This window comes from Herbidospora sp. NBRC 101105 (assembly GCF_030269205.1).
In the GTDB taxonomy this organism is placed as follows: domain Bacteria; phylum Actinomycetota; class Actinomycetes; order Streptosporangiales; family Streptosporangiaceae; genus Herbidospora; species Herbidospora solisilvae.
This window is the reverse complement of the sequence record NZ_BSSX01000007.1, coordinates 1-25,390: the sequence shown is the minus strand read 5'-3', so window position 1 is coordinate 25,390 and position 25,390 is coordinate 1. Positions and strand designations below refer to the sequence as shown.

The window sequence follows — 25,390 nt, the reverse complement described above, 5'->3', positions numbered from 1 at the left end:
TTGGCCGGATGAGCGTTCTTGTGGTGACCGGCACCGACACCGGTGTCGGGAAGACCGTGGTCACGGCCGCCGTCACGGCCCTGGCGATCGAGCGGGGCGGCCCCGTCGCGGTGGTCAAACCGGCCCAGACCGGCGTCGGGAAGGACGAGCCGGGCGACCTCGACGAGGTGATCCGGCTCTCCGGCGCGACGAACACCTTCGAGTTCGCCCGCTACCCCGACCCGCTGAGCCCGGCCGCCGCCGCGCGGGTGGCGGGGCTGCCCGCGCTCGACCTGGCCGAGACGGCCAGGCGCGTCACCGAACTCGCCGAGTCACACCCGCTCGTCGTGGTCGAGGGCGCCGGTGGTCTTCTCGTACGTTTCGACGAAGAAGGCGCCACCCTGGCCGACCTGGCCCACACCCTGAAGGCGCAGGTGCTGGTCGTGGCGCGAGCCGGGCTGGGCACGCTGAACCACACGGCGCTGACGCTGGAGGCGATGGCCAACCACGGGCTCGACCTGGCCGGGGTGGTCATCGGGTCGTGGCCGGCGGAGCCGGGGCTGGCCGAACGGTGCAACGTCGCCGACCTGGAGATGCTGGCGGCCAGGCCGCTGGCGGGGGCCGTACCGGAGAATGCCGGGCTGTTGAGAAGGCAGGCGTTCGGCCGGGTCGCGCGGGCCTCGCTGGGGGCGCCGCTGGGCGGCGCGTTCGACCCGTCGGCTTTCCGCACCGCCCTTAGGATTCACCAATGACCATCCTGGAGATCGCCAGAACGCAGGTGCTCGACGAGGGCAGGGGCTTGACGCGGGAGCAGGCGCTCGAATGCCTGAACCTGCCCGACGAGAGCCTGCCCGACCTCCTCGCCCTCGCCCACGAGGTGCGGATGAAGTGGTGCGGCCCGGAGGTCGAGGTCGAGGGGATCATCTCCCTGAAGACCGGCGGCTGCCCGGAGGACTGCCACTTCTGCTCACAGTCGGGCCAGTTCACCTCTCCCGTGCGCTCCGTGTGGCTGGACATCGACGAGCTGGTGAAGGCCGCCGTCGAGACCGCCCAGACCGGCGCCACCGAGTTCTGCATCGTCGCGGCCGTGCGCGGGCCCGACAAGCGCCTGATGGACCAGGTCCGCGAGGGCGTCAAGGCCATCAAGGAGGCTGTCGACATCAACGTGGCCTGCTCGCTGGGCATGCTGACCCAGGCCCAGGTCGACGAACTGGCCGAGATGGGCGTCCACCGCTACAACCACAACCTGGAGACCTGCAGGTCCCACTTCGGGAACGTGGTCACCACCCACACGTGGGAGGAGCGCTGGGACACCTGCCTGATGGTGCGCGAGGCCGGCATGGAGTTGTGCTGCGGCGGCCTCATCGGCATGGGCGAGTCGATCGAGCAGCGCGCGGAGTTCGCCGCCCAGCTCGGCGAGCTCCAGCCCGACGAGGTCCCGCTCAACTTCCTCAACCCCCGCCCCGGCACGCCCTTCGCCGACTACCCGGTCGTCGAGGGCGCCGAGGCCCTGAAGACAATCGCGACCTTCCGCCTCGCACTGCCGCGAACCATCCTCCGGTACGCCGGCGGACGTGAGCTGACCCTTGGCGACCTGGGCACTCGTGCGGGCATGATGGGTGGCATCAACGCGATCATCGTGGGCAACTACCTGACCACCCTCGGCCGCCCCCCAGCCGAAGATCTGGCTCTGCTGACCGACCTGAAGATGCCGATCAAGGCCCTGTCCCAGACGCTTTAGACCAGGAGGGTTCGTTCGCCCGCGGCCAGGGCAGCTCGTAGGTCCACTAGTTAACCGACTGGTAGGTTTCACGAATGAGCAAGCACGCGGGCGACGTCGCTGTCGGCGTCTCCAAGGCCTACGGCGTCGAGACGATGTTCACCCTCTCGGGTGGCCACGTCTTCCCCCTCTACGACGGCGCCGTCCACGAAGACATGCGCATCCTCGACGTACGCCATGAGCAGAGCGCCGTTTTCGCCGCCGAGGCGACGGCGCGGCTCACTCGCAAACCGGGCCTGGCGGTGCTCACGGCCGGGCCCGGCATCACCAACGGGGTGTCGGGCGTGGCGACCGCCCACTTCAACGGCAGCCCGGTCGTGATCCTCGGCGGCCGGGCCCCGCAGTCGCGCTGGGGCTCGGGCGCGCTGCAGGAGATGGACCACCCGCCCCTGTTCGACTCGATCACCAAGTTGGCCTTCACCGGTTCCGGCGCCGACTCGATCGGCCAGGACGTCGAGATGGCCTTCCGCACCGCGCTCGCCCCCCATCGCGGCCCGGTGTTCCTCGACTTCTACATGGACCACCTGTTCGCGCCCTCCCCCGCGGTCGAGACCGAGACGCTCGCGCCCTCGCCGCTGGAGCCCGACACCGACCACCTGGCCGCCATCGCCGCGCTGATCGCCGAGGCCGAGCGGCCGATGCTGGTCGTCGGCTCCGACGTGTGGATGGACCGCGCCGAAGAGGCCGCGCGCGACTTCGCCGAGGAGTTCCGCCTGCCGGTGGTGCCCAACGGCCAGGGGCGCGGCATCCTGCCCTCGGGCCACGAACTGCTGGTCACCCGCGCCCGCGGCCTCGCGTTCTCGCAGGCCGACCTGGTCATCGTCGCGGGCACCCCGCTCGACTTCCGGCTCAACTACGGCTGGTTCGGCGGCAAGGAGGGGGCGCCGCTGGCCCGGGTCGTCCACCTCGCCGACGCGCCCTCCCAGCTGGCCACCCACACCGGTCTGTCCGGTTCGGCGGCGGGCGACCTGTCGCTGCTGTTCTGGGGCCTGGCGGCGGCGTGCCGGACCGCGAGCGTGAAGCCGCGCGACGAATGGACCACCAAGCTCGCCGAGGCGGCCAGGGCGGCCATCGCCGAAGACGCCGAACTGCTCGCCTCCGACAGCGACCCGATCCACCCGATGCGCATCTACGGCGAGCTCAACCGGCAGCTCGCCGACGACGCCGTCGTCATCGGCGACGGCGGCGACTTCGTCTCCTACGCCGGCAAGTACGTCGAGCCCAAGCGCCCCGGCCACTGGCTCGACCCCGGTCCCTACGGCTGCCTGGGCACCGGCCTCGGCTACTCCATCGCCGCCCGGCTGGCCCGCCCGTCGTCGCAGGTCGTGCTCCTGCTCGGCGACGGCGCCGCCGGCTTCTCGCTGATGGACGTCGACACGCTGGTCCGCCACAAGCTGCCGGTCGTCATGATCTGCGGCAACAACGGCATGTGGGGCCTGGAGAAACACCCCATGCAGATGTTGTACGGCTACGACGTCGCCGCCGACCTGCAGCCCCAGTGCCGCTACGACCAGGTCGTGACCGCGCTCGGCGGGGGCGGCGAACTGGTCACCAAGCCTTCGGAGATCGGCCCGGCGCTGAAGCGGGCGTTCGAGTCGGGCGTGCCCTACATGGTGAACATCGCGACCGACCCCGACATCGCCTACCCGCGCAACACGACCGGCGTCTGACGACATGGCGGTGACGGGCCTCCCGTCACCGCCACCTGCGTCAGGGGCTCGTGGCCGCGCCCGACGACGTCGCGGTGGGCGTCGGCGACGGCGACGGGGAGGCCGCCGGGCAGGCGATGCGCCGCACGTAGACGGTGATGGTCGAGCCGACCGGCGCCTGCGTCGAGCCCTTCGGGTTCTGCGAGTAGACCTCGGTGCAGCCCAGACCGGTGTCGCCCTTGGTCTGGAACGAACCCTGGAAGCCTTGCTTGAGCAGCGCCGCCTCGGCCGCGTCGGCCGACAACTTCCAGAGCGTCGGCACGGCCCGCATCTCCTTGGTCGGACTCGGCGACGGCTTCGGGGTCGGCTTCGGCGAGGGACTGGGTGAAGGGCTCGGCGAGGGCTCCTTGGAGGGCTCCTTCGACGGTTCCGCGGTCACCGGCGGCTTGGGGGTCGGCGTCCGCGGTGGCTTGGAGCGCCTCGGACTCGGGCTCGGGCTGCTCGGGGAGGCAGTCTCGGTCCCCGCAGCGTGTTCCACCTCTGGCGGCTTCTGAGTCGCCTGACCGGGGCTGTTTATCATGCTGACGCCCGCCCAGCCGATGCCCACCGACGCGAACACCGCCGCCACGACGGCGACGATCGTCAGGCCGCGCTTGCTCTTGTTCTGCTTGCGCCGCCCGCCCTGACCGGCCGACTGCGTCTCGGGCGTCGCCGCGGTCGTGCGGAAGCTGCCGGTCGCCGGGTAGGCGCCCGTCGCGGCGTAGGCGCCGGTCGCCGGGGGTTCGTACCAGTCGCCCGTCTTCGGGAACACGCCGGAGTTGGGCTGCGCCGGGTTGGGCTGGGTCAGCGACGCGCCGGGGTTGGCGGCCTGGCGGGCGGCCTGGCTCATCGCCGCCGCCGTCGGCCACCGCTCGGCCGGCGACTTCAGCAGGGCACGCTCCACCACGTGGCGGATGTGCGGCGGGATGTCGGCCGGCAGCGGCGGCGGCTGCTCGCGGATGTGCTTGAGCGCGATCGTGACCGGGGTGTCGCCGTCGAAGGGGCGGCGACCGGCCAGGCACTCGTAGGCGACCACGCCGAGCGCGTAGATGTCGACCGCCGGGGTCACCGGCTCGCCCTCGGCCTGCTCGGGCGCGCAGTAGGCGGCGGTGCCGAGCACCATGCCCGCGTCGGTCAGCCGGCTCGCCGCGTCGGAGCGGGCGATGCCGAAGTCGGTGAGGACGAGGGTGCCGTCGGCCTGCACGAGCAGGTTGCCCGGCTTCACGTCGCGGTGCACGATGCCCCGGTCGTGGACGGCCTGGATCGCCGCCGCGGCCTGCCCGATGAGCTCCATGACCGCTTCGGGGCGGATGCGCCCTATCCGGAGCAGCAGCCGGTCGAGCGGCTCGCCGTCGACGAACTTCATCACCAGGTAGGCGGTCGGACCGTCACCCGGGACGTCGGTCACCCCGTAGTCGTAGACGTCGACCACGCCGGGGTGGTTGATGAGGGCCATGGCGCGCGCCTCGCCCTGGAAGCGCGCACCGAAACCGGGGTCGTCGAGACGGCCCGGGAGCAGCACCTTGACGGCGACCGTACGCGCGAGGACCGTGTCTTCCCCGCGCCAGACTTCGCCCATTCCGCCAGCGCCGATGCGCTGGTCCAATCGGTAGCGCCCGGCCAGCGTCGTCCCTTGGGCAACCATGCCCCCGGATACCCCCTATGTCACTGACCACTGTCGTGCCGGAAGTCTAGCGGGCACCGGCAAAATCGGCCGGTAAGCCCAGATCTCCCAGGAATCCCTCACCATAACGGTCAGAACACAGGTTTGGTTCAGGTTGTGTTCAGGCTGCGGTGAGCCCGTGTTGCGAACAACGCGCCGACCAGCCCGTCGGCGTCACCTGGACGGTCATCCGGCGGCGGCACTTGGCGCAGTAGCGAGGCGGCTCCATCTCACGGGCGCCCTGACAGGCGCCGTGGTCGCCGTCGTCCGAAAGGCCCCCGCAGTGGTCGCAGTAAAGGTCCACGTCACACCTTTCGATCAGTTGGAGGGTCGAACTACTAGCATCCCACCATGGCGCTCACGCCCGGACTGCGGGCCAATCGGTTGATCATGGTGGAGAAGAGTGACACCGCGGAGAGGCTCGGCAGCGGCGACGTGCCCGTGCTGGGCACGCCGAGGCTGCTGGCCCTCGCCGAGGGCCTGACCTGCGAGGCGATCGGCGGGCAGCTCACGCCGGAGCAGACGTCGGTCGGGACGCGGGTCGAGATGAAGCACCTCGCGGCGAGCGGGCTGGGCGCCCACGTCGAGATCTCGGCCGAGCTGACCGAGGTCGAGGGGCGCCGCCTGGTCTTCGCCTTCACCGCGGCCCACCTCGACGGCTCGGTCGTCGCCACCGGCGTGATCGAGCGGGTCGTGGTCGACCGCGAGAAGTTCCTCTCACGCGCTACTCGATGACGGCGATCAGGTCGCCTTCCTGCACGACGTCGCCCTCGGACACCTTGATCGCGACCACGCCGTCGTCTTCGGCGATGACCGGGATCTCCATCTTCATGGATTCCAGGATGACCAGGGTGTCTCCGTCGGACACCGTCTCACCTTCGGCGACGACGACCTTCCAGACGTTCGCCACCATCTCCGCGCGTACCTCAGCCACCGCTGTCTCCCATCAAACCTCTGTCGTTCCGGATCACGATCTCATGCGGGACACCAGACCGGTGTCATAGTCGCCGCTGACGAACTCGGGGTGGTCGAGGAGTTCGGCGCAGAACGGCAGGTTGTGCTTCGGCCCGGAGATCGTGAAAGCCGCGACGGCCGCCCTGCCGCGCTCGATCGCCTCGGCGCGGGTGGCGCCGTAGACGCAGAGCTTGGCCATCAGCGGGTCGTAGAAGGGGGTGACCGTGTTGCCGGCCTCGTAGCCGGAGTCGACGCGCACGCCCTCACCCGACGGCTCCACCCACTGGGTGACGTGGCCGGGGCCGGGCAGGAAGCGCTTGGGGTCTTCGGCGTACACGCGGAACTCGATGGCGTGGCCGCGCGGGGTGGCGTCGATGTCGACGTCCTCGCCGGCCGCGATGCGGAGCTGCGCGGCGACCAGGTCGACGCCGGTGACCAGTTCGGTGACCGGGTGTTCGACCTGGAGGCGGGTGTTCATCTCCAGGAACACGAAGTCCTGCGCGTCGGCGTCGACGAGGCACTCGACGGTGCCGGCGCCCCGGTAGTTGACCGCCGCGCCCGCGCGGGCCGCTGCCGCGAGCATGCGCTCGCGCAGCTCGGGGGTGATGCCCGGGGACGGCGACTCCTCGACGACCTTCTGGTGGCGGCGCTGCACCGAGCAGTCGCGCTCGCCCAGGGCCAGCACGCGGCCGTCGTTGAGGCCGAGGATCTGCACCTCGACGTGGCGGGCCCGCTCGATGTAACGCTCGAGCAGGATCGCTGGGGTGCCGCCGAAGCGGGCGGCCGCGCGGGAGGCCTGGTCGAAGGCCTTGGCGAGGGTGTCCTCGTCGTGGGCGACGCCCATGCCGATGCCGCCGCCGCCACCGGCGGTCTTCACCATGACCGGGTAGCCGATCTTCGCGGCGGCCTTGGTGGCCTCCTCGATGGTGGTGACCGGCTCACGGGTGCCCGCGGCGACCGGCACACCGGCGGTCTCCATGAGGTTGCGGGCGTTGATCTTGTCGCCCATCTGGACGATGGCCTCGGGCGAGGGGCCGATCCACGTCAGCCCGGCGGCCATGACGGCGCGGGCGAACTCGGCGTTCTCGGAGAAGAAGCCGTAGCCGGGGTGGATCGCCTGCGCGCCGGTGGCGCGTGCGGCGGCCAGGACCTGGGCCTGGTCGAGGTAACTCTGCGCCGGATTGGCCGGGCCGATGTTCACCGACTCGACGGCCTCACGAACGAAGGGCAGGTCGGCGTCGGCCTCGGAGTGGACGGCGATCGATCTGATCCCCATCTCGTTGAGGGTCCGGATGATCCTGCGGGCGATTTCGCCGCGATTGGCGACCAAGACTGACTCGAACACGCAGCCAACCTTACGGCCCGGATCATCCCGCGCCGTGCACTCTTGAGCACTGATCGTTACGCCTCAAACTGTAGGAAGCCCACAATTGTCAGAGCCTGTTGACCGGAACGAGCCGGTCGATGACGGTCGCCATCGCCTCGACCACATCCGGGTCGTATTGGGTTCCGCCGTCGAGCCGCATGCGTTCGAGCGCGGCCGCCGCGCGGTCGCGGTTGGTGGAACCGCTCACCAGGTCGTCGTAGGCGTTGGCGGCCCTGATGATGCGGCTGGCCAGCGGCGGACGCTCCTCAAGGGGGTCGCACTGGCGGCGCACGATGTCGGCGACCTGGTTGAGCACGCCCGTCTTGCGGATGACCTCGGCGCCCAGTTCGGCGATGCGGCGGGCCTGCTCGGGATCGGTCAGCACGGTCGCGCCGCCGGGGATCGGGTCGGTCAGGCTGAGTTGTCCGATGTCGTGCATGAGGGCGGCGTACTCGAGTTCGAGCAGTTCGGGTTCGGCCATGCCGAGGTCGCGGCCGATGGCGACGGCCAGGCGGCTGACCCGGCGCGAGTGGCCCGGTTCGACGTAGCCGCCGACCTCGGTGACCCGGGCGAGCGCTCTGATGGTCTGCAGGTACGTCGCCCGGATGCCCGCGTACTTGCGGAAGGCGACCTGGGTGACGAGCAGCGGCGCGGCGAAGGCCAGCAGGGCGGTCAGCTCCATGCTGTGCAGGGCGAGCGCGAGCAGGATGCCGCTGGCCGACACGGCGGCGCCGAGCGGCGCGGCCATGCGCGCCTCGTCGCGTACGGCGACCGAGAACGCGGTGCGGACCTGTTCGGCCCGCAGCAGCCCGGCCACCACGACGTCGACGGCCAGCGCCACCCCGATGAGCAGCACCATCACCAGCAGGGCCACCCACCACGCCCCGCCCGGCGGCGGGCGCAGCACGTCGGCGAACGGCCGGAACGCGAAGGCCAGCAGCGAGCCGCAGATGAGCCGCCGCGCGATCGCGTCGAGCCGGGGCGCCCGGCCGACGGCCAGGTGCGGCAGCCCACCGGCGATCATGCCGACGGCCATGACGGCGACGACCTGCAGCGCCGAGTGGGCGGCCTGGTCTCCGCCGACGTACAGCAGCAGCGCGTAGCCGAACGCGGCGGCGGTGCTGATCGGCGCCACCTCGCGGTTGCCCGGCATGGTCAGCCGGGCCAGCTCGCCGCAGGCGATCAGCGCGCCGAACCCGATCGCCACCTGGGAGTCGACCAGCCCGACGGCGGCCGTGTGGGAGATCCCGGCGACCGCGAGCATGCCCCCGGCGCAGATCAGCAGGAGTTGCCCCGAGTCGAGGCCCTGGATGCCCCGGGTCTCGCTCGTCATCGGTCGGACACCACCTGGATCGGCGTGGTCGGGTCGTCGTGGTCTTTGGCGGCGGTCACCACCGGCATGCCGCTGGGCGCGGGCACGCTCGCGGGCGGGTTCCAGCCGTCGCGGTCGAGCGCCCGGATGAACGCCCCCACCATGATCGGGTCGAACTGGGTGCCCGACCACTTCCGCAGCTCGGCCACCGCCTCCTCCTGCGGTTTGGCCTTGCGGTAGGAGCGGTCGGAGGTCATCGAGTCGAACGCGTCGGCGACGCAGATGATGCGCGCGAACTCGGGGATCTCCGACCCGGCCAGGCCCATCGGATAGCCCCGGCCGTCGTATCGCTCGTGGTGGTGCATGATCCCGGCGAACGCCTCGTCGAGGAAGCCGATGCCGCGCACGATCTCCAGGCCCCGCATGGGGTGGAGCTGGATGGCGGCGAACTCCTCTTCGGTGAGCACGCCCTCCTTCTGCAGGACCTTGGTCGGCACGCCGAGCTTGCCGACGTCGTGGAGCATGCCGGCGTAGCGGATGGCGTGGAGCCGCTCGGTGCCCATGCCGATCTCCTCGGCGATCATCGACGCGGCGGCCGACACGCGGGTGCAGTGGCCCCGCGTGTACCAGTCCTTGGTCTCCACGGCCTGGCAGAGGGCGGCGATGGTGGCCTCGTAGGAGCGGTGCTGCGCGTGGTACTGGCCGAACGCCCAGCGCGCCACGAACAGCGGCAGCAGGACCAGCACGGCCGAGATCGACTGGACGGTGGCCCACAACCCGGCGATGAGGAGGCCGAAGGTGGCGTACCCGAGATAGGAGAGCAGGAACTGCGCCACGTCGGGCACCGGCACCTGGCGTTTGCCCACGCCCTCGGCCAGCGCCAGGATCAGCGCGGTCAGCACGAAGTTGAGCGCCACGAACACGAAGGTCGCGGCGCCGTAGGGCAGGATGATCTCGGGGAAGTCGGTGCGCCTGGGCAGCCCCGGCACCCCGCCGGCCAGGGTGTAGACCCACCCGGCGGCGTAGCCGGAGATGAGGAACTGCGCCCCGTTGAACAGGCGCTTGTGGGTGGGCAGCCCCGGACGTACCGAGAAGACCGCCGTGGCGGCGACGAGGGCCGCGCCCTCGGGACCGACCAGCACCACCGCGGCGAGCGCGGCCGAGAAGCTGACCGAGATCGCCGCCTGCCGCACGCTCAGCTGGGTCGGCACCGACTCGCAGACGAGGAAGAGCAGCGCGAGAACCAGCGTCGACGACCAGTCGAGCCCGTCATAGGCCTGCCCGCTCCGGACGAGCAGAATTCCGGCCGCCCCGATGCACAGGACGAAGTAGATCTTCGCCGGCCACGGCATTTCGCGCAAAGCGGCCATCCCTCAAAGAAGGCGCGTCTGTCAACCTGCGCCGCCTCCACATTGATGTGCACGGTCAGGCTACCCAGAGGACAGCCACTTCACTGGGTTGTCGCCAAACCGTAATCAACTCATCACTGTGAGTTGCGGACCCAATCCACGGTGAGTTTGAGCGCGGAGGCGAGGTCGTGTTCCGGCCGCCAGCCCAGCCCGTCGAACGCGGGCCGAGGGTCGACCGCCATCGCGGGCAGGTCGCCCAGCCGGGTGGGCGCGAGGGAGGGCTCGTCGGGCACCCCGGCCGCGGCGGCGATGAGGGAGTGCAGCGCGCGGTCGGAGGTCTGCGCGCCGGTGCCGATGTTGAAGGTCCCGCCGTCGCCACGGGGGCCGCAGGCGCGGGCGAAGGCGTCGACCACGTCGTCGACGTAGACGTAGTCGCGGGTCTGGGAGCCGTCGCCGTAGAGGACGGTCGGCCGGCCGCCGAGCAGGGCGTCGGTGAAGATGGCCACCACGCCCGCTTCGCCGCCGGGCGACTGACGCGGCCCGAAGACGTTCGAGAGCACCAGCGTGGTGTATTCGATGCCGTAGAGCGCCCGGTAGGCCGACAGGTAGGCCTCGGCGCTCACCTTCGAGGCGGCGTAGGGCGACATCGGCTGGGCCGGGGTGTTCCCGGGCACCGGGATGGTCTGGGGACGCCCGTAGCGGGCCACCGACGACGCGAAGACGACCTTGCGGACCTTGTTGACGCGGGCCGCTTCGAGGACGTTGAGGGTGCCCTCGACGTTGACGCGCGCGTCGGTGAGCGGGTCGGCGACGCTGGCGCGGACCGAGATCTGCGCGGCCAGGTGGCAGATCACCTCGGCGCCGCCGGCGGCCTCGGCCAGGGCCGGGTCGCGGACGTCGAGCCGGTGGAACTCCGCCCGCGGGGCCCGGTTGGACCCCGAAGAGAGGTCGTCGGCCACGACGACCTCGTGGCCGTCGGCGAGCAGCCGATCGACGAGGTTGGACCCAATGAAACCCGCACCGCCCGTGACCAGAATCCGCATGGCCAGCAGGCTATTCCACCAGTTCGGTTCGCACCTGTTCGATCCGCAGCCGGATCTTGGCCCGCAGGTCGTCGGGCACCGGGTCACACCCGCAGTGTTTGGCCACGAGCTGCTTCACGACCTTGTCGAGCCCGTATTCCCGCAGGCAGGGGTCGCACTCGTCGAGGTGCTGCCGGATGTCTCCACACTTGTCCTCGTCGAGTTCACCGTCGAGAAAGCTGTAGACCCGGTCGAGCACCTCACTACAGTCGGTGTCGTGGTGGTCACCACAGCTCATGCGCCCTCCTCCGATCGCACAAGCCCGCGCTCGCGCGCGTAGTCCTCAAGCTGCGAACGCAGTTGCCTGCGGCCGCGGTGGAGGCGCGACATCACGGTTCCGATGGGGGTCCCCATGATGTCGGCGATCTCCTTGTAGGGGAACCCCTCGACGTCGGCCAGGTAGACCGCGATCCGGAATTCCTCGGGGAGCGCCGCGAGAGCGTCTTTCACGTCGCTGTCGGGGAGGTGTTCGAGCGCCTCCAGCTCGGCCGACTTGAGCCCACTCGACGTGTGGGACTCGGCGCGGGCGAGCTGCCAGTCTTCGATCTCCTCGGTGCCGGCCTGCTTCGGTTCGCGCTGCTTCTTGCGGTAGCTGTTGATGAAGGTGTTGGTCAGGATGCGGTAGAGCCAGGCCTTCAGGTTGGTGCCCACCTGGAACTGGTGGAACGACGCGAAGGCCTTCGCGAAGGTCTCCTGGAGGAGGTCTTCGGCGTCGGCGGGGTTGCGGGTCATCCGGAGCGCGGCGGAGTAGAGCTGGTCGATGTAGGGCATGACATCCCGCTCGAACCGCTCACTGCGCTGCTCCAGAGTCTCCTCGGCAGTCTTGGAGACCGGACCCACCCCCTCATAGATGCGTATCGCATCAGAGGATACCGGGACGGCATAGGCCGGGGTTTCCGGCCTCACCAGCAACGCGTTCATGCCCATCGTCAACCGCGGCGGCGTAGAGTCTGTTCCCGGACAAGGTACGCAATGCCTTATCCGGGGAAAAAGCTACGTACCGGCCGGTAGCGACACCGTCGCCACCATGCCCTTCTGAGATCGTCAACGTCCAGGAGCCGCTCGTGCTGCCCATTCCGGCCAATGAACTCAACGGCACAGGAAATCTCGGGCCTTACTGGACCTTCTACCACGCCGTCGTCGCCGAGCAGCTGCGCCGCTGGCTGCCCGAGAAGCCCTCTCTGCTGCTGGATCTGTCCGGTGGACGGGGGCGCTGGCCCGCCCAGGCCGCCCGCGCCGGGCACCGCGTGGTGGAGGTGCTCGACTTCCGCCGCCCCGCCGCCGAGCCGTGGCTCAGGGAGGCCTCCGACCACATCCACAAGGTGCGCAGCGACGACCTGGCGTTCCTGGCCGACGAGAGCGTCGACGCCGTGGTCGCCGAGGAACGCGCCCTGTCGGTCGAGATCATGGCCGAGTCGGCGCTGGCCGACGTGACCCGGGTGCTCAAGCCGGGCGGCCGGGTGCTGGTCTGCGTCGACTCCCTGGTGCTGGGCATGGCGATCCTGGCCGAGCAGAACTACTGGGCCCACCTGTGCCAGACCGGCGAGGTCATGCTGGTGCCCTGGCCCGACGGCAGCATCACCCGCTGCTTCTCGGCCGCCCAGCTCCGCGACCTGCTGACCGGCGCCGGCCTGGAGGTCGAGTGGGTGCGCCCGCGCACCGTCCTGTCGCCCTCGACGGTCGACCACGTGCTGGGCAGCGACCAGCGCTCCTTGTCGTGGCTGGTCAGAACGGAACTCGACGCCCACCCCGACGACGACGACACGGTCGGCATCCACCTGGTGGCGAGCGGGCGCAAGCCCCTCTGACTAGCGGCGTCTCTCCCGCCTCGACTGGCACCCGATGCAGCGGGCCGCCTCGGGGCGGGCCTCCAACCTGCCGTCGGGCACCACGACGCCACAGTCGACGCAGCGGCCGTAGGTCCCGGCGTCGAGCCGCGACAGCGCGGCCACCACCGCCTGCCGCTGCCGGCTCGCCGCCTCGATCATCGCTCGGTTCCGGTCGGCGTCGCTGAGGGTGATTTCGGCTGACGGGGCGGTCGTCAGGACTCCGATGGACCGGTCCAGGTCGTCGAGCATCATCTCCAGGCGCATACGCGCGGCCGCAGATTCCACGAATCCGCACCTCCGGGAATGGGGGACACCGCCGGGAGTCCCCGGTCTCCCGGCTTTCTCAGCGGATGCCCGCTCGCCGCACTCCTTACACCCAGGGACATTCAGAACAGCTGATTGGTGTCACCACTGTCCTGAAGTGGGACGATGAGCTGCTCTCCGTTGTTGCGGACGTTCCCCACCGCCGGATCGACCGGATAGGCCACCAGCCCCGCCGTAGTGGCGGGAACCAGAAGTTCGGACGCATCCGAAACCGAGGGGTCGAGCCATTCCGCCCACTTGTCCCGGGCGATCAGCATGGGCATGCGGTCGTGGATGTGGCCCAGGCGGTCTTCGGCGTCCTGGGTGATCACCGTGCAGGTGCAGATCCACTCGCCTTCCGGGTCCTTCCAGAACTCGTACAGGCCGGCCATCGCCAGCACGCCGCCGTCTTCCGGGCGGATGAAGAAGGGCTGCTTGCGCTTGTCGTCGGTCGGCATCCACTCGTAGTAGCCGTCGGCGGGCAGCAGGCAGCGGCGGGTGGCGAAGGCCTTGCGGAAGGCGGGCTTCTCGGCGACCGTCTCGATCCTGGCGTTGATCATGCGGGAGCCGATCGACGGGTCCTTGGCCCAGCTCGGGACCAGGCCCCAGCGGACCACGCGGAGCTGCCGGACCGGCCTGGTCGCGCCCTCGACGTGGGGGACGCGGCTCATGACCGCGTACACGTCCTTGGTGGGGGCGATGTTGTAGTCGGGGGCGAGCTCCTCCCCTGTCTCGTCCACGGTGTCGAGCTCGACCTCGAACTCCTCAAGCAGTTCGTGGCGCTTGCGCGCCGACGCGTATCTTCCACACATCCCTCCAGACTGCCACCGATAGGCTTGGGGGCATGTCCGCTCCCTTGTGGCCCGCGCCCGTCGCGTCCGGCCCGGTGGTCGCCACGGTGGCGCTGCCCGGCTCCAAGTCCGTGACCAACCGCGCCCTGCCGCTGGCCGCGCTGGCCGACGGTCCGGGGCGGGTACGACTGGCGCTGCGCAGCCGCGACGCCGACCTGATGGCCGAGGGCCTGCGGAAGCTGGGCACCCGGATGGTCCCGAGCAACGAGAGCGTCTCCTCCTCCGACTGGGAGATGACGCCCGGGCCGGTCACCGGCGGCGGCCACATCGAATGCGGCCTGGCCGGCACCGTCATGCGTTTCCTGCCGCCGATCGCGGCGCTGGCCGACGGCGAGGTCTCCTTCGACGGCGACCCCCACGCCCGCAAGCGCCCGATGGGCACCATCCTCGACGCGCTGCGCGCCCTGGGCGCCCACGTCGACGGCGACCGGCTGCCGTTCACCATCCGGGGGCCGCTCTCCGGCGGCGAGGTGACCGTCGACGCGTCCGGGTCGTCGCAGTTCGTCTCCGGGCTGATGCTGGCGGCGGCGCGGTTCCCCAAGGGCGTCACGGTGCGCCACGTCGGGCCGCCGGTGCCGTCGATGCCGCACATCGCGATGACCGTCCAGATGCTGCGGGCGCGGGGGGTCGAGGTCGACGACTCCGAGAGACACGTGTGGCGGGTGCTGCCCGGTCCCATCGCGGCCACCGACTTCACGGTCGAGCCCGACCTGTCGAACGCGGCGCCGTTCTTCGCCGCGGCGATGGTCACCGGGGGTTCGGTGACGATCCCCCACTGGCCGGCCGAGACCACCCAGCCGGGCGACCGGCTGCGCGAGCTGCTGACCGGCATGGGCGCGCGGGTCGAGCTGACCGCCGAGGGCCTGACCGTCCACGGCGGCGGCCTCCACGGCATCGACGTCGACCTGCGCGACGAGGCCGAGCTGACGCCGACGATCGTGGCGCTGGCCGCGCTGGCCGACTCGCCGACCCGCGTGCGGGGCGTGGCTCACATCCGGGGTCATGAGACCGACCGCATCACCGCGCTGGCCACCGAGGTCAACCGGCTGGGCGGCGACGCCCGCGAGACCGACGACGGCCTGGAGATCTTCCCGAAGAAGCTCCACGCGGGCGTCTTCCACTCCTACGACGACCACCGCATGGCCACCGCGGGCGCCGTCATCGGCCTGGCCGTGCCCGGCGTCGAGGTGGAGAACATCGCCACGACCGCCAAGACCCTGCCCGAGTTCGCCACGATGTGGGCGGCGATGTTGCGGGGAGACGCGTCCTGAGACGGCGCGAATACGACGAAGACGACGTCAGGGTCCGGCCGGGCAAGGGTTCCCGGCCGCGGACCCGGCTCCGGCCTGCCCACGAGGCGGCGGTGCCGGGGTTCGTCGTCGCCGTCGACCGGGGGCGCTACACCGTGCTGACCGGGCGCGGCATCCACGACAGCGGCCCGTCGATCGTGATCACCGCCATGAAGGCCCGCGAGCTCGGCCGCAAGGGCATCGTGGTCGGCGACGAGGTCGCGCTCGTCGGCGACACGTCGGGCAGACCCGACTCCCTGGCCCGGATCGTCCGCCGCGAGGAACGCCGCTCGATGTTGCGGCGCAGCGCCGAAGACTACGACGAGGTCGAGCGGCCGGTCGTGGCCAACGCCGACCAGCTCGTCATCGTGACCGCGCTGGCCGACCCGCCGCCGCGTCCGCGCATGATCGACCGCCTGCTGGTGGCCGCCTTCGACGCCGACATCGACCCGCTGCTCTGCCTGACCAAGGCCGACCTGGCCGCCCCCGACGAGCTGATCGCGCTCTACGAGCCGCTCGGCGTCCGTCACATCACCGTGCAGCGGGGCGGCGACCTGTCGGAGCTGCGCGACCATCTGACCGACCGGGTGAGCGTGCTGGTCGGCCACTCGGGCGTGGGCAAGTCGACGCTGGTCAACGCGCTGGTGCCGACGGCGGGCCGGGCGGTGTCCCACGTCAACGCGGTCACCGGCCGGGGCCGCCACACCTCCACCTCCGCCGTCGCGCTGGAGCTGCCCGACGGCGGCTGGATCATCGACACGCCGGGGGTGCGCAGCTTCGGGCTCGGCCACGTCGAGATCGACAACGTGCTGGTCGCCTTCCCCGACTTCAACGAGGCCGCGGTCGACTGCCCGAAGGGCTGCACCCACCTGGGCGACGGCTGCGCCCTCGACCGGTTCGTGGCCGAGGGCCACGGCGACCCCGCCCGCCTGGTGTCACTGCGCCGGCTGCTGTCGAGCCGCGAAGGCGCTCCTGACGACGACTAGCGGTTGGGCCGCAGCGTCCACTCCACGGTGACCTCGGCGACCGGCACGCCCTCTGAGTTGCGTACCGTCACCTCGACCGTGAACTCCGGCCGGTTTCCGGCGGTGAGTTCCGCGAGCACCGCGTCGCGCTCGGCTTTCACGACCGCCTCGGCGGTCAGGTCTCCAAGAGCCAGTTTCCGGTACGCCACCCGTCCCACGGTGGCCAGCGGCGTCGCCCGGTCGAGGGTGTCGCCGAACAGCGAGAGCATGGCCGCCCCGGAGGCCGACTCGGCCAGGGAGAACACCACTCCGGCATGGGGGCCGCCGACGTGGTTGTGCAGGTCGGGACGGTCGGCGAGACGGGCGACAGCCGTACCGGAGTCGACGGAGTCGAAAGACACGCCGAGGGTGCGCGCGAAGGGAACACTCTGCAGGAACAGAGCCCCCGTGTCGAAAGTGGTCATGGACGGAATGTTACTCATTGGTAGGATCTGGAGCGGTCCCGGGTCTGATGGAAATGCGGCCCAAACCGCTAGCGTGTGATCCGTGACGGCTTACAGCGATGATCTACGGCTCGCGCACGTGATGGCCGACGCGGCCGACGACCTCACGATGCGCCGGTTCAAGGCCGTGGATCTGAAGGTCGAGACCAAGCCCGACCTGACCCCGGTCAGCGACGCCGACCGGGCGGTCGAGGAGGCGATCAGGGGCACCCTTCGCCGGGCTCGCCCCCGCGACGCCGTCATCGGCGAGGAGTTCGGCAAGACGGGCTACGGCATGCGTTCCTGGATCGTCGACCCCATCGACGGGACCAAGAACTTCGTGCGTGGCGTGCCCGTGTGGGCGACCCTGATCGCGCTCATGGAGGAGGGCAAGGTCGTCGTCGGATGTGTCTCCGCGCCCGCGCTCAACCGGCGCTGGTGGGCGGCCCGTGACGGCGGCGCGTTCACCGGCCGCAGTCTGACCAAGGCCACCCGGTGCCAGGTGTCGTCGGTCGCCAAACTGGAGGACGCGTCCTTCTCCTACTCCAGCCTGAGCGGCTGGGAGAAGGAGGGGAAGCTCGACAACGTCCTCGATCTGACGCGCAGTGTGTGGCGGACGCGGGCCTACGGCGACTTCTGGTCCCACATGATGGTGGCCGAGGGTGCGGTGGACGTCTCGGCCGAACCGGAGCTGTCGCCATGGGACATGGCCGCGCTCACCGTGATCGTCGAAGAGGCCGGCGGTGCGTGCACCGGCGTGGGCGGCAATCCGCCGCTCGACAGCGGGAGCATGGTGTGCTCGAACGGGCTTCTGCACTCAGAAGTGCTCAAAAAGCTCGCTTAATAGACTTTTCCGGAGAAAAGGTCGGCCCACATCTGTTCGGCGCGTGAGGACACCATGCGCTCGGTCTCCTCGGTGAGTTGCGTCTGCAATGTCGTACGGCGAATGAAGTACTGACCCGCGGCGCCGACGAATTCGTAGACCACTCCGCGGCACGAGCACGAATGCGCCCTGACCCGCTCACGGTCGGTCCACCTCGCACCAGGACGCCAGGTCAGCCGCCTGGCGTCCGGATCGGGATGGCTCGGCACGTGCGGGCCGTGATAGGTGGTCATGACCTTTCCACGGGGAACTGTCTTGGTGGGGGCGTCCATGCCGTGATACTCACGACCTGGAGTGACTCCGGGGAATACGCCATGCGGATCAGAAATCGCGATATTCGTCCGGCGAATTCCTGCGTGACGTCGCGAATGGGCGTAACTTACCGTCATGGGTCATGACGGAAACGGTCTGCCGCCGGACTTCTGGGCCCGGCCGCCGGTCGTCAGCGCGCTCGCCGAGTGTGACATGGCGACGATTCTCGATCAGGTCCGATCCGCTCGCGGATGGACGCAGGGCCAGCTCGCCGACTTCCTCGGATACTCCCAGAGCTGGGTGTCGAAGGTGCTCAGAGGGCGCCAGTCGCTCACCGTCGACCAGATCCGCGACCTCGCGCGCCAGGTCGGCATCCCGCAGTACCTGCTGCGCATCGGCGACGTCGGGGGGGAGGACCCCACGAAACGCCGCGACTTCAGCAAGATAGCCTTCCTCGCCGCGATGCCCGTGGCGCCGTCCATCTCCTACCGGTCGGCCGACGAGACGACCGCGTCGTCCCTGGCCGCGATCACCGGCGCCCAGCGCCGGCTGGAGGCCGAGACCCCGGCCCGGGAGCTCGCCCGCGGCGCCGTCGCCCACGTCGAGCTCACCAAACGGGCCCTGGCCCGGTCGGCCGAGACGCCGTTCGCGGTGGAGGTCTGCCCGACCGTCAGCGAGGCCGCCGGGTTCGCCGCCTGGTTACACGCCGACATGCAGGACATCGGCACCGCCCGCATGTTCTACCGGTTCGCGGTCGACTCGGCCCGTCGCGCCGAGCATCCGCTGCTGGAGGCCTACATGCTGGGCAGCCTGGCCGCCTTCGAGATCGACCACGACGACCCCCAGCTCGGGCTGACGATGGTCGCCCAGGCCAGGGCGCAGGCCGGGAGCAACCCGCCGGCCACCGCCCGGGCGTGGCTGGCGTGCATCGAGGCGCTGGGCCACGCGGGCAGGCGCGACGTGATGGCCGCGCTCAACTGCCTGCGCGAGGCGGAGATCGCCGTCGCCCAGAGCGAGCGGGCGTCGTCGCCGCCGTGGCCGTGGGTCTTCCCCTTCGACCCCGGCAAACTGGCCGGATACCGCGCCCTGGTGATGGTCCGCCTGGGCCGCCCCCACGACGCCGTCTCGGCCTTCGCCGAGTCCCTCGTCTCCGTACGCCCCGCCGCCAAGCAGCAGGCTCTGCTCATGCTGGAGATCGCCACGGCCCGCCGGATGGCCGGGGAGGTCGACGAGGCCTTCACCCTCGCAGGTGAGGCGCTCAAGGCGGGGGTCGTCTACTCGTCCGAGAGGGTGCTCCACCGGGTGCGGCGGTTCCGCCGCGACTACGAGGGCCCGCCGTCCCTGCTGGTCCGCGATTTCGACGACAGACTGCGTGCGACCAGCACTTTCTGAATCGGTCCAGCGGCCCCGCTCCCCATCGGAGCGGGGCTTTCATTAACGCCGCAATACGCCTGTGACCTGGTCGTTATCTGTTGAGACCTACACGAAGGGGACCGGACCCGTTCATTCTTCGTTCACCTTCGTCCAGTCGTCAGGTCACCTTCGATCCCTAGCCTCCCGGTTGTTGAAGAAACAATCAGGAGGATTCAGCCGTGAAGTATGCAGGCCGGCTCGCCGTAGCCGCCATCGCCGGCGTGCTGTCGCTCGCCGCGTGTGGAACTGACGACAACACCACCCCTTCCACCGCGACCGACACGGGCGCCGCCGCCGCTCCCGCGGCCTCGGGCGACGCCCAGCTCAGCGGCACCATCAACGCCGCCGGCTCCTCGGCTCAGGCCAACGCCGTCGACGAGTGGAAGAAGGCGTTCCAGAGCGCCAACCCCGGTGTGAGCATCAACTACCAGCCGAGCGGCTCGGGCGCCGGTGTCCAGGCGTTCATCGCCGGCACGGTCGCGTTCGCCGGTTCCGACTCGGCGCTGAAGGAAGACGAGCCGGCTCAGGCCGACGCCCGCTGCGCCACCGGCAAGGCCATCAACCTGCCGATGGTCGTGGGCCCGGTCGCCGTGGTCTACAACCTTCCCGGTGTCGACGGCCTGCAGCTTTCGCCGAAGACCATCGGTGGCATCTTCAACAGCCAGATCACCAAGTGGGACGACCCCGCGATCAAGGCTGACAACCCCGACGCCCAGCTGCCCTCGACCGCCATCCAGGCGTTCCACCGCTCGGACGAGTCGGGCACCAGCGACAACTTCACCAAGTTCCTGGCCGCCACCGCCGAGTGGCCGTACGAGCCGGGCAAGGCGTGGCCGGCCGAGGCCAAGGGCCAGGGCGCCAAGGGCTCCGACCAGATCGCCGCGTCGGTCAAGTCGACCGAGGGCGCCATCTCCTACGTCGAGCTCTCCTACGCCGAGAACTCCGGCCTGCAGAAGTCCAAGGTCGCCAACGGCTCCGGCGAGTTCGTCGAGCTGACCCCGGAGAGCGCCGGCAAGACCGTCGAGGCCGCCACCGTCGAGGGCACCGGCAACGACCTCAAGATGAAGATCGACTACGCCACCTCGGCCGCGGGCGCCTACCCGATCGTCCTGGTGACCTACGAGATCACCTGCGAGAAGGGCCTCTCCGCCGAGGAGCTCCCGCTCGTGAAGTCCTTCCTCACCTACACCGCCTCGGACGAGGGCCAGCAGGTGCTGACCAACCTCGGTTACGCGCCGCTCCCCGCGTCGCTGCTGACCAAGGTCCGCACCGCGGTTGAGGCCATCTCCTAGCCAATGGCGACCTCGACGCAGACGCGCGAAGGCGGGTCGGCTCCCCTGAGCCGGTCCGCCTTCCGGCGCAGCCGTGGCGACGGCCCCTTCCGTTACGCATCGACCGGTGCGGGCATCCTGCTGCTCGTGATCATGGCGGCCATCGCCGTGTTCCTGATCGCGCGAGCCATCCCCGCACTCCAGGCGAACACCGCGTCGTTCCTCACGGAGCTGACGTGGAACGCCAACGCCTCAGAGCCGAAGTTCGGCATCGGCGCGCTCGCGTTCGGCACCGTCCTCAGCTCCTTCCTCGCGCTGATCATCGCCACGCCGATCGCGATCGGGGTCGCGCTCTTCATCTCCCACTACGCACCCCGCCGCCTGGCCTCGTTCCTGGGCTACGTCATCGACCTGCTCGCGGCGGTGCCCTCGGTCGTGTACGGCCTGTGGGGCATCATCTTCCTGGTCCCGTTCATGCGCGGGCCCTCGCAGTTCCTGAACGACTACCTCGGCTGGATCCCGATCTTCGGCGGCGACCAGGTCGTCGGCCGCTCGATGCTCGTCGGGTCGCTCGTGCTGGCCATCATGATCCTGCCGATCATCGCCGCGATCTCCCGTGAGGTCTTCCTGCAGGCCCCCAAGATGCAGGAGGAGGCGGCCCTCGCCCTGGGCGCGACCCGCTGGGAGATGATCCGGATGGCCGTGTTGCCGTTCGGGCGTCCCGGTGTCATCAGCGCCGCCATGCTCGGCCTCGGCCGCGCCATGGGCGAGACCATCGCGGTGGCCCTGATCTTCCCGGCCACCTTCACGATCAGCTTCGAAATCCTCAGCGCCAACGGCAACAGCATCGCGGCCAACATCGCCAACGGCTTCGGCGAGGCCAACGACATCGGCCGGGGCGCGCTCATCGCGTCCGGTCTGGTGCTGTTCATCATCACCCTGCTGGTGAACATGGCCGCCCGCTGGGTCATCTCCCGCCGCAAGGAATACGCGAGGGTCGCCGCGTGAGTGCCGTCACTCCAGAAATCCAGCGAATCTCCGGCATGCGCCGGTTCAAGGACAAGGGCGTTCAGGCCCTTGTCTATCTGGCGTTCGCCATCGCGGTCGTCCCGCTGATCTCCGTCCTGTGGATGGTGATCGCGAACGGCATGGCCCGCTTCGACATGGAGTTCCTGACCCACTCGATGCGCAATATCGGGGCCAGGGACGCCGGCGGCGGCGCCTACCACGCCATCATCGGCACCCTGGAGCAGGTCGCCCTGGCCTCGCTCATCTCCGTGCCGATCGGCCTGCTCACCGCCGTCTACCTGGTCGAATACGGCGCCAACGGGCGCCTCAAGCGCTACATCAGCTTCTTCGTCGACATCATGACCGGTGTCCCGTCGGTCGTCGCCGGTCTGTTCATCCTGGCGTTCTGGATCCTGATCCTGGGCATGCCGTTCTCCGGCTTCGCCGGCGCGATGGCGTTGTCGATCCTGATGTTGCCCACGGTCGTCCGGGCCGCCGAGGAGATGCTGCTGCTGGTGCCCAACGACCTGCGCGAGGCCTCCTACGCGCTGGGCGTCTCCAAGTGGCGCACCATCGTCAAGGTCGTGCTGCCCACCGCCTTCACCGGCATCGTGACCGGCGTCATGCTGGCCGTCGCCCGTGTCGCCGGTGAGACGGCGCCGCTGCTGCTGACGGTCTTCTTCACCGACTCCATCAACAACGACCCGTTCAACGGGCCGCAGATGGGTCTTCCTCTGTACGTGTTCGACCAGGCCGCCCGGCCCAACGACACCGCGATCGACCGTGCCTGGGCCGCCGCGCTCACGCTGATCATCATCATCATGCTGCTCAACCTGGCCGCGCGTCTCATCACGTACTGGCGCTCGCCCGCAAGGAAGAGGTAATAGCCATGGCCAAACAGATCGAGGTCACGGACGTCGACGCCTACTACAGTGGCCACAAGGCCATCGAAGGCATCTCGATGACCATCGACGCGCGCGCCGTCACCGCCTTCATCGGCCCGTCGGGCTGCGGCAAGTCGACCTTCCTCCGCACCCTCAACCGCATGCACGAGGTCATCCCGGGCGCCACCGTCACGGGCAAGATCCGCATGGAGGAGCAGGACCTCTACGGCGCCGACGTCGACCCGGTGTCGGTCCGCCGCACCATCGGCATGGTGTTCCAGCGCCCCAACCCGTTCCCCACGATGTCGATCTACGACAACGTGGCCGCGGGCCTGCGCCTGAACCACCGCTACTCCAAGAGCGAACTCGACGGCATCGTCGAGGACTCCCTCAAGGGCGCCAACCTGTGGAACGAGGTCAAGGACCGGCTGGCCAAGCCCGGCTCCGGCCTGTCGGGCGGACAGCAGCAGCGTCTGTGCATCGCCCGCGCCATCGCGGTCCGGCCGCAGGTCCTGCTGATGGACGAGCCCTGCTCGGCGCTCGACCCCATCTCGACGCTGGCGATCGAAGACCTGATCGCCAAGCTCAAGCAGGAGTTCACGATCGTCATCGTCACCCATAACATGCAGCAGGCCGCACGCGTGAGCGACAAGACGGCGTTCTTCAACCTGGCCGCCCAGGGACAACCGGGCAAGCTGATCGAGATGGACGAGACCACCAAGATCTTCACGAGCCCGTCCCAGAAAGCCACCGAAGACTACATCACCGGGCGTTTCGGCTGATCCGACACATTGGGGAGGACCGGGTGGACGGGGAGACTCGATCCGCGCCGACGCTGTTGGTCGCCGACCCCGACAGCGCCCTGGTCGAGAACCTGACACACGAACTCGGGTCCGAGGGAATCGACGTCACCGGCGTGTTCGACGGCGCCCAGGCGCTGCTCCAGGCGGGAGCACTGCGCCCGGACGCCGTCCTGATCAGCGCGTCGCTGCCCATCATCGGACCGGTCGACTTCGTGCGGGCGGTACGCCTGGCACGGGCCGTACCGGTCCTGCTGGGCGTCGGCGAGGGATTCGCGGAACAGGCCATGGAGGCGCTGGCGGCCGGCGCGACGGCATGCGTCGCCCGGCCGTACCGCGTCCCCGAGCTGCTGCCGCTCGTGCACGCGGCGTTCCGCCGGCAGGGCATCCAACGGACCGTCCTGACCATCGGCGACGTCGCCCTCGACGTCACGGCCTATCAGGTGAAGGTGGGCGGCCGCGTCGTCCACCTCCCCTTGCGCGAGTTCGAGCTGCTGCACTACCTCATGCGCAACGCCGACCGCACCGTGACCCGCGAGCAGATCATGCGGCACGTCTGGCACTCATCGGACGCGATGTCCACCAACACCATCGCCGTCCACGTGAAACGCCTGCGCGCCCGGCTCGGCGACGAGGACGACAAACTCATCCAGACCGTGAGGGGGGTCGGCTACCGCCTCGTCACCCCTTAGGGCACCTGCGGAACCCGTCGAGCACCCTCTCGACGAGCCTCTCGACCTTGGCGATCCCGGCCTCGCTGGTGGCATTGTCCTCAGTGAGCACGGCCACCGCGTACCGATCCCCGATGAGCCCCACGCTCGTGATCGCCCAAAGGTCGTTGGCCACATGCTTCAACCAGCCGTTCTTGAGCGCGACCCGCTCCCCCGCACAGGCCCCCGCACTCACCCCCCACTTCTGCTCCGGCACGACCCGGCGCATCAGCCGCCGGACGACGCCCCCGTCGCGCAGCCTCGGCAGATACTTCAGCAACCGGACCTGGTCGTCGGTGGTGGTCCGGGTGATCCCCCAGCAGTAGAGGTCGACGCACCTCCCAGGCACCGCGGTCGTGGCCTTCAGCCCGAACTTCCTGTTCGCCCTGTCGAGCCCGCCCTCACGGCCGATCCGCTCCCAGAGCCGATCGGCCGCTTTGTTGTCGGAATACCGGATCATGATCTCGGCGTCCCTCTGCACGGCCTCGGGCAGCCGCTCCCAGCGCTCCTTCCGGAGCAGGGCCATGAGGATGTCGACCTTCGCGACACTGGCCGTGGGCAGCACCACCTTGCCGCCGAACCGGAAGACCCGCCCGGTGTGCAGATCCTCAACAGTGATCGAGGCCCGACCGGGCCGACTCTTGAGCAGCGCCTTCACCGCCTTGGTGACCTTCCGCCTGTCGACGGGAGGATCGGTGGGTTCCGGCTTCGATACGAACTGGGGGTCCGCCCACACTGGCTCGGTCTTGACCGCGACGGCCCGGACCGGGAGTGGGGCCGGCTCGGACTTCGGCGTGAGGTCAGGCGAGACGGCACTGGCGGCCAGGGCCAGCGCTGCGAGGAGAGGGAGAATCACACGACGGGGGGACATCGTGGGCATCAATGTAGCCCTCGGAGGAACTCCCGACCATTCCCCATGACCGCGCTGCAAGATGCTCCTGCGAAACCGCAGGCGGGCTTTCATTCCTGAAATGGCCGGGCTACACAACACACCCCGGAACACGACGTGGCCGGAGTCTCCCGTATCCGTGAAGACAACGACAGTCTGACCACCGCGGCCAAGCTTCAACAGCTGGTCCCCGAAAACGACGAAAGCCCGGCCGAATGGCCGGGCATCATCCCCTGAAACGTCGAAGGCCCCGATCACATCGATCGGGGCCTTCGGTATAAAGATTGTCCGGCGGTGTCCTACTCTCCCACACCGTCCCCGGTGCAGTACCATCGGCGCTGGAGGGCTTAACTTCCGGGTTCGGAATGTAACCGGGTGTTTCCCCTCC

At 69.7% G+C, this 25,390-nt stretch carries 28 protein-coding genes and 1 rRNA gene; 14 read left to right on the top strand and 15 right to left on the bottom strand.

The annotated features are described in order from the left end of the window. The first annotated feature begins 8 nt into the window (after positions 1-8). From bioD to QSK34_RS26825, 3 genes are all read left to right on the top strand, one after another. Entirely contained in the window at positions 9-731 is a 723-nt protein-coding gene (gene bioD / locus QSK34_RS26835) for a dethiobiotin synthase (RefSeq protein ID WP_285587868.1), read from the top strand. Then, the gene (bioB, locus tag QSK34_RS26830) at positions 728-1,720 is read left to right on the top strand and encodes a biotin synthase BioB (protein WP_161484354.1); all 993 of its coding nucleotides are present in this window, start codon (positions 728-730) and stop codon (positions 1,718-1,720) included. The genes bioD and bioB overlap by 4 nt, the downstream gene beginning before the upstream one ends. A gap of 74 nt (positions 1,721-1,794) precedes the next feature. Then, complete coding sequence (locus tag QSK34_RS26825; RefSeq protein WP_285587865.1) at positions 1,795-3,429, top strand: acetolactate synthase; 1,635 nt, start codon at positions 1,795-1,797, stop codon at positions 3,427-3,429. A gap of 40 nt (positions 3,430-3,469) precedes the next feature. Here the strand turns inward: QSK34_RS26825 and QSK34_RS26820 are convergent, their stop codons facing one another. Further along, positions 3,470-5,092 (bottom strand): serine/threonine protein kinase, encoded by a 1,623-nt coding sequence (locus QSK34_RS26820; protein WP_285587863.1) that lies wholly within the window; start codon positions 5,090-5,092, stop codon positions 3,470-3,472. 139 nt (positions 5,093-5,231) lie between these two features. Continuing rightward, positions 5,232-5,414, bottom strand: a complete 183-nt coding sequence (gene bsaP, locus QSK34_RS37955) for a biotin synthase auxiliary protein BsaP (RefSeq protein WP_062357937.1) — start codon at positions 5,412-5,414, stop codon at positions 5,232-5,234. Between the two features lie 47 nt (positions 5,415-5,461). Between bsaP and QSK34_RS26815 the strand changes: the two genes are divergently transcribed. Next, entirely contained in the window at positions 5,462-5,845 is a 384-nt protein-coding gene (locus QSK34_RS26815) for a thioesterase family protein (RefSeq protein ID WP_030456441.1), read from the top strand. Here QSK34_RS26815 and QSK34_RS26810 read toward each other — a convergent pair. The 7 genes from QSK34_RS26810 to QSK34_RS26780 form a co-directional block, all read right to left on the bottom strand. Then, positions 5,835-6,044: a biotin/lipoyl-binding carrier protein gene (locus tag QSK34_RS26810; RefSeq protein ID WP_156046122.1), complete on the bottom strand. Its 210-nt coding sequence runs from the start codon at positions 6,042-6,044 to the stop codon at positions 5,835-5,837. The genes QSK34_RS26815 and QSK34_RS26810 overlap by 11 nt on opposite strands. Before the next feature lie 33 nt (positions 6,045-6,077). After that, entirely contained in the window at positions 6,078-7,409 is a 1,332-nt protein-coding gene (locus QSK34_RS26805) for an acetyl-CoA carboxylase biotin carboxylase subunit (protein WP_030456439.1), read from the bottom strand. An 88-nt stretch (positions 7,410-7,497) separates the two neighbouring features. Beyond that, on the bottom strand, positions 7,498-8,763 hold the full coding sequence (locus QSK34_RS26800; protein WP_030456438.1) for an HD-GYP domain-containing protein: 1,266 nt from the start codon (positions 8,761-8,763) through the stop codon (positions 7,498-7,500). Beyond that, complete coding sequence (locus tag QSK34_RS26795) at positions 8,760-10,094, bottom strand: HD-GYP domain-containing protein (RefSeq protein WP_030456437.1); 1,335 nt, start codon at positions 10,092-10,094, stop codon at positions 8,760-8,762. The genes QSK34_RS26800 and QSK34_RS26795 overlap by 4 nt, the downstream gene beginning before the upstream one ends. Positions 10,095-10,225: 131 nt before the next feature. Then, positions 10,226-11,134: an NAD-dependent epimerase/dehydratase family protein gene (locus QSK34_RS26790; protein WP_285587853.1), complete on the bottom strand. Its 909-nt coding sequence runs from the start codon at positions 11,132-11,134 to the stop codon at positions 10,226-10,228. Between the two features lie 10 nt (positions 11,135-11,144). Then, a complete protein-coding gene (gene rsrA, locus QSK34_RS26785) occupies positions 11,145-11,411 on the bottom strand; it encodes a mycothiol system anti-sigma-R factor (RefSeq protein ID WP_030456435.1) in 267 nt (88 codons plus the stop codon). Then, positions 11,408-12,013, bottom strand: coding sequence for a sigma-70 family RNA polymerase sigma factor (locus tag QSK34_RS26780; protein WP_061297191.1), 606 nt, complete (start codon positions 12,011-12,013; stop codon positions 11,408-11,410). Before QSK34_RS26780 ends, rsrA begins: the two co-directional genes overlap by 4 nt. Positions 12,014-12,237: 224 nt before the next feature. Here QSK34_RS26780 and QSK34_RS26775 point away from each other — a divergent pair, with 224 nt between their 5' ends. Continuing rightward, entirely contained in the window at positions 12,238-12,981 is a 744-nt protein-coding gene (locus tag QSK34_RS26775; RefSeq protein ID WP_030456433.1) for a methyltransferase domain-containing protein, read from the top strand. Here the strand turns inward: QSK34_RS26775 and QSK34_RS26770 are convergent, their stop codons facing one another. Further along, positions 12,982-13,287 carry a TraR/DksA family transcriptional regulator gene (locus QSK34_RS26770; RefSeq protein WP_285587846.1) on the bottom strand — a complete coding sequence of 102 codons (306 nt, stop codon included), beginning with the start codon at positions 13,285-13,287 and terminating at the stop codon, positions 12,982-12,984. Between the two features lie 101 nt (positions 13,288-13,388). Beyond that, entirely contained in the window at positions 13,389-14,117 is a 729-nt protein-coding gene (locus tag QSK34_RS26765; RefSeq protein WP_285587844.1) for an SOS response-associated peptidase, read from the bottom strand. Between the two features lie 32 nt (positions 14,118-14,149). On the opposite strand from QSK34_RS26765, the gene aroA reads away from it, so the two are divergent. Beyond that, entirely contained in the window at positions 14,150-15,427 is a 1,278-nt protein-coding gene (gene aroA, locus QSK34_RS26760; RefSeq protein ID WP_285587842.1) for a 3-phosphoshikimate 1-carboxyvinyltransferase, read from the top strand. Then, the gene (gene rsgA / locus QSK34_RS26755) at positions 15,424-16,431 is read left to right on the top strand and encodes a ribosome small subunit-dependent GTPase A (protein ID WP_161484380.1); all 1,008 of its coding nucleotides are present in this window, start codon (positions 15,424-15,426) and stop codon (positions 16,429-16,431) included. The genes aroA and rsgA overlap by 4 nt, the downstream gene beginning before the upstream one ends. Here the strand turns inward: rsgA and QSK34_RS26750 are convergent. Next, positions 16,428-16,874: a DUF4442 domain-containing protein gene (locus QSK34_RS26750; RefSeq protein WP_285587840.1), complete on the bottom strand. Its 447-nt coding sequence runs from the start codon at positions 16,872-16,874 to the stop codon at positions 16,428-16,430. The genes rsgA and QSK34_RS26750 overlap by 4 nt on opposite strands. An 82-nt stretch (positions 16,875-16,956) precedes the next feature. Between QSK34_RS26750 and hisN the strand changes: the two genes are divergently transcribed. Further along, complete coding sequence (gene hisN / locus QSK34_RS26745; protein WP_285587838.1) at positions 16,957-17,736, top strand: histidinol-phosphatase; 780 nt, start codon at positions 16,957-16,959, stop codon at positions 17,734-17,736. On the opposite strand, the gene QSK34_RS26740 is transcribed toward hisN, so the two are convergent. Next, complete coding sequence (locus tag QSK34_RS26740) at positions 17,733-18,008, bottom strand: hypothetical protein (RefSeq protein ID WP_161484342.1); 276 nt, start codon at positions 18,006-18,008, stop codon at positions 17,733-17,735. The genes hisN and QSK34_RS26740 overlap by 4 nt on opposite strands. 154 nt (positions 18,009-18,162) lie before the next feature. Here QSK34_RS26740 and QSK34_RS26735 point away from each other — a divergent pair, with 154 nt between their 5' ends. The 6 genes from QSK34_RS26735 to QSK34_RS26710 all read left to right on the top strand — a co-directional run bounded on the left by QSK34_RS26735 (position 18,163) and on the right by QSK34_RS26710 (position 24,095). Then, complete coding sequence (locus tag QSK34_RS26735; RefSeq protein ID WP_161484341.1) at positions 18,163-19,419, top strand: helix-turn-helix domain-containing protein; 1,257 nt, start codon at positions 18,163-18,165, stop codon at positions 19,417-19,419. Positions 19,420-19,619: 200 nt separating this feature from the next. Continuing rightward, entirely contained in the window at positions 19,620-20,732 is a 1,113-nt protein-coding gene (gene pstS, locus QSK34_RS26730) for a phosphate ABC transporter substrate-binding protein PstS (RefSeq protein WP_285587835.1), read from the top strand. 3 nt (positions 20,733-20,735) lie between these two features. Next, on the top strand, positions 20,736-21,719 hold the full coding sequence (gene pstC / locus QSK34_RS26725; protein WP_285587832.1) for a phosphate ABC transporter permease subunit PstC: 984 nt from the start codon (positions 20,736-20,738) through the stop codon (positions 21,717-21,719). A gap of 35 nt (positions 21,720-21,754) precedes the next feature. Further along, positions 21,755-22,603, top strand: a complete 849-nt coding sequence (gene pstA, locus QSK34_RS26720) for a phosphate ABC transporter permease PstA (RefSeq protein WP_285587830.1) — start codon at positions 21,755-21,757, stop codon at positions 22,601-22,603. A gap of 5 nt (positions 22,604-22,608) precedes the next feature. Further along, entirely contained in the window at positions 22,609-23,385 is a 777-nt protein-coding gene (pstB, locus tag QSK34_RS26715; protein WP_285587828.1) for a phosphate ABC transporter ATP-binding protein PstB, read from the top strand. 23 nt (positions 23,386-23,408) lie between these two features. Continuing rightward, entirely contained in the window at positions 23,409-24,095 is a 687-nt protein-coding gene (locus QSK34_RS26710; protein ID WP_285587826.1) for a response regulator transcription factor, read from the top strand. Here QSK34_RS26710 and QSK34_RS26705 read toward each other — a convergent pair. Together QSK34_RS26705 and rrf are read right to left on the bottom strand one after the other, a co-directional pair. Then, positions 24,085-24,969, bottom strand: a complete 885-nt coding sequence (locus QSK34_RS26705; protein WP_285587824.1) for a serine hydrolase — start codon at positions 24,967-24,969, stop codon at positions 24,085-24,087. The two genes, QSK34_RS26710 and QSK34_RS26705, sit on opposite strands and share 11 nt — an antisense overlap. A gap of 319 nt (positions 24,970-25,288) precedes the next feature. Further along, positions 25,289-25,390 (bottom strand): 5S ribosomal RNA (gene rrf, locus QSK34_RS26700); the annotation flags it as partial.